This window comes from Deltaproteobacteria bacterium, from assembly GCA_003194485.1.
Lineage (GTDB): Bacteria > Desulfobacterota > Dissulfuribacteria > Dissulfuribacterales > UBA3076 > UBA3076.
Genome location: PQXD01000057.1, coordinates 1 through 3,904, shown reverse-complemented (window position 1 = coordinate 3,904; position 3,904 = coordinate 1). Strand labels below are relative to the sequence as shown.

Genomic DNA, 3,904 nt, shown 5'->3' with positions numbered 1-3,904 from the left:
TGGGGGAAACCCCGGCTCCTGAGCGCAGCGAAGGAGAACGGGGAGGGGGCAAGACTCCCCCGTGTCAAAAGCCTTAAGAAAACAAGGGGCTGAAGTGTTAAGTGAAAAGAAATATCCCCTGCCCGTGGACGGTTTGTGCAGTGGACTTAAACTGATCACAGGGTGCTTCTTCTGGAAACGATTTGCGTCAGCCCTGTAGTTTTCTTGGCCTTTGCCGCAAGGGAAACCCCGGCTCCGGAGCGCAGCGAAGGAGAACGGGGGAGGGTCTCCCATGCTGCGAAGACCTTAAGAAAACAAGGGGCGAGAGCATGTTGGAAGAAGAAGTACCCTGTGATCAGTTACCAGTGGATCACGGGTTCATAAGAATATTTTTTGAACCTATATTCCTTTTAATGGACACTCCTCGCATCTGGGCCTTGTCTTTTTACAAAAATTCTTACCAAGGACAACCCACAGGGCATGATATTCGTTATAGAGCCCTGCATCGGCTGTGAGGTGATCCATGAACAGGGAACGAACCTCTTCATAATCGGCATTCTCGTCTATGAAATCGTGCCTCATGAGCGCCCTTACCGTATAGACATCCACTACAAAACTGGGAAGCCCTCCTGCATAAAGCAGGATACTGTCCGCGGTCTCCGGGCCTATGCCTTTAATATCAAGAAGCATCGGCCTCAGTGTCTCAAGGCCTATTGAAAACATGGCATCCAGGTCGCCTTCAAATTTATCCAACAGAAAGGCAACGAAATTCTGGAGTCTCACTGCCTTTACGTTATAATAGCCTGCCGGCCGGATTATTCTGGCAAGCGACTCCCTTGACAGTTCATAAATTGCCCTCGGGTCCAAAAGGTCTTTATTCTTCAGATTTGAAATGGCCCTTCTTACGTTTCCCCAATTCGTGTTCTGGGTGAGAATCGCACCAGCGCACACCTCAAACGGAGAGTCTCCGGGCCACCAATCCTGCGGCCCAAAGGCCGATAAGAGGCGTCTATATATGGATATCAACTGATCCCCGACAGGACCAGCATATCTGGTAGTCAGGCTGCTATGAACCAACTGTCAAAGGACCTTTTATTTACATGCTTCATCAATCACTTCTGATAAAAAAAACATATATCCAGCAAGCGGCAACTAAAAGGCAGGTCACTCCCAAAATGGCAATATTCACAATAATAATCTCCTGGTTCTCTTTTGGAAAGGTATAGTTTATTGCCAGGTATACAGCGACTATGCCAACCAGTACTGCCAAGGTCCTGACACACTTGAAAAAGATGAGTAAACACAGCACAAGAATGACCGGCACTATCACGTATAGATTAGTTGCCAGACCAATCAGATCAAAGTTCGACATGTACGAGATAATGTTTTCAGTCTTCAGCTTTTCCAAAATTTCAGCCCAGTTCATTAAACACGCTCCTGAGAGTATAATCGGACTTATCCAGACAAAGGATTAAAGAAGGTAAATATTCGGTGAACCAGTTTATATCCTGCCTTGAAGCGGCCCCTTCTTTTCTCCTGGCAAAGAGGATGCTATGTTGTAGTTGATATGCCCTATAGTCAGATCATTTCTTTAATGATAGCCCTTATTCTGGTAGTCGGGGCACCTTCCGGCCCGGAACCGTTATTATCCTGCATGACCATACTGGTTCTGTGGCTGTTAAAGACCTCGGCCTGGATATGCCTGACAGTCTGGCTCCTGAACCGATCTCTTGCCACCAGGGCACCATCCCTGGTTCTTGAGAAGCTGCAATGGGCCTCTTTGATCCCTTTGATAATTGACTTTTACCTGCTGGAAATAAAGAGCTTGCTGGTATTCCTGCCGGGTGTCTCCTTCTTTCCAACAATAATTGAAATCACAGGAATCAGTCTTTTCATCTTATATCTCATTCTCCTCTGGACTTCATACTGGTGGGTACTCCGCAGAAAAGGCCTTTTAAAATCTCCGTTACGTGAAGATCTGGGTTTCAGGTTGCGGCTTATACTCCCTTTCCTGGTCCTCTATCTGATCCTGTCCGTATTTAGTGATCTCTTAGGGGTGATCCCCTCCAGTAAATTTCAGGAACTACTCAAAAAGCCGTTTGCAGAATTAATATCTTTCACCTTGTTCTTGATATTAATATTGCTCTTCATGCCACCAATAGTGCGCACAATGTGGGGATGCGTGCCCTTTCCAAAGGGACCGCTAAGGACCCTGATCGAAAATTTCCTCAAGCGGACCAATATAAGTTTCAGAGAAATCCTTCTATGGTCCCTGAATGGAGAAAAATACTGCACGGCTGCTGTCCTGGGACTTTTCCCCGGATTTCGTTACATACTCTTCACCCCTTGCCTTGTAAGGCATCTTCTCCCTCAGGAAGTTGAAGCGGTCCTTTCTCATGAAGTGGCCCACATCCGCCACAGGCACTTGCTTTGGTATGCGTTTTTCCTGGGAACTTACACTGTCGTTCTGTATCGTCTCATAGATCCCTTAGGAACGTGGCTGATATCCCGGCGCCTGTTTCTTGAGATTCTGACCCGGCTTCAGTACTGGCCCGATACCATCAGTTCTTTCCTGGCGGTACTTCCGCTGGGAATATTGTTTGTCCTTTATTTTCGCTTTCTTATGGGTTACTTCATGCGGAATTTTGAACGTCAAGCGGATCTCTCCGTGTTTGGAACACAAGGGCACCCATGGAATCTTATTAACGCCCTGGAAAAAGTCGCCCTGCTGGCAGGAAATATTCGCAACCAGCCAAACTGGCATCACTTCAGCATTGCAAAGAGGGTGGATTTCCTGAACCGGATTGCCAGGCACCCGGAATTAAAGGACCAATATGAGAAAAAACTGCTTCTCAGCAAGGGATTATTCATTGGTATTGCAGGCCTGCTTATAATCATACCCGGTCTTCTGCCCACACAGTCATGGGAAGATTCGGCCAAGAGCAATTTAACCAAACTCTACATTGAACGACTCGCAAGCAACAGAGAACAGCGGCCGGAACTATATATCATTATAGGGAATATCTTCACCCAAAAAAAGGAATACGCCGATGCAGTGAATGCCTATAAACATGCTTTGGATCTTGAACCTGAAAATCCTGAGATCTTGAATAACATTGCGTGGATTTATGCCACTGCAGATGATCCGGAGTTTCAAAAACCGAAAGAGGCGCTTATGCTCGCCTCAAAGGCCGCCAGGCTGAAGCCAGAGGGCTACATACTGGATACCCTCGCTGAGAGCTTTTTTGTTAACGGATATGTGGAAAAGGCCATAGAAGCAGAAGAAGAGGCCCTGAAAAAAGACCCTTCGAGGACTGACTATTACCGATCGCAGCTACAGCGATTCAAGAAAGCTGCCTCGGATTGAATACGGCTGCGCTTTATCTTTAATTCATTCAGGAGGTCTGGGCATGAAATCAATTTCAATAAAAAGCAGGACAAGAACCGAACTGATTGACATTACCGGACAGATACAGCAGGCTATAGCTTCGGCAGATGCAAGTGATGGTCTTGCCTTTATCTATGTGCCGCACACCACGGCAGGCCTGACCATAAATGAGGGTGCGGATCCGGCAGTCAGGCGGGATATAATATCTGTACTGAATGAGATAGTCCCGTGGGAGTATGACTATCATCATTTGGAGGGGAACTCGCCTGCCCACATCAAGTCATCACTGGTGGGACCGGGGATACAGGTGATTTTCGAAGACAGGCGGCTGTGTCTTGGAACATGGCAGAAGATATTTTTTTGTGAATTCGATGGTCCCAGAAACAGAAAAGTCTGGATAAAGCTTCTGTAGAACTGGATATTTCATATAAGATACAGGCAGCAAGCACCGGGTAGGCTGCTTGCCATACAATTACTGCCATTGGTCTGAAGATTCTTTCATAGAGCAACCATTTTTTGAGTCAACTCCTCAATTTT

The 3,904-nt window shown here is 46.7% G+C and carries 4 protein-coding genes; 2 read left to right on the top strand and 2 right to left on the bottom strand.

The window, feature by feature from the left end; all coding sequences use genetic code 11:
- Positions 1–378: 378 nt before the first annotated feature.
- A complete protein-coding gene (locus tag C4B57_11830; GenBank protein ID PXF50660.1) occupies positions 379–1,005 on the bottom strand; it encodes an endonuclease in 627 nt (208 codons plus the stop codon).
- Positions 1,006–1,087: 82 nt separating this feature from the next.
- Positions 1,088–1,405 (bottom strand): hypothetical protein, encoded by a 318-nt coding sequence (locus C4B57_11825; GenBank protein PXF50659.1) that lies wholly within the window; start codon positions 1,403–1,405, stop codon positions 1,088–1,090.
- Between the two features lie 141 nt (positions 1,406–1,546).
- Between C4B57_11825 and C4B57_11820 the strand changes: the two genes are divergently transcribed.
- A complete protein-coding gene (locus C4B57_11820; protein ID PXF50658.1) occupies positions 1,547–3,346 on the top strand; it encodes a hypothetical protein in 1,800 nt (599 codons plus the stop codon).
- A gap of 43 nt (positions 3,347–3,389) precedes the next feature.
- Entirely contained in the window at positions 3,390–3,779 is a 390-nt protein-coding gene (locus C4B57_11815; protein ID PXF50657.1) for a hypothetical protein, read from the top strand.
- Positions 3,780–3,904: the final 125 nt, after the last annotated feature.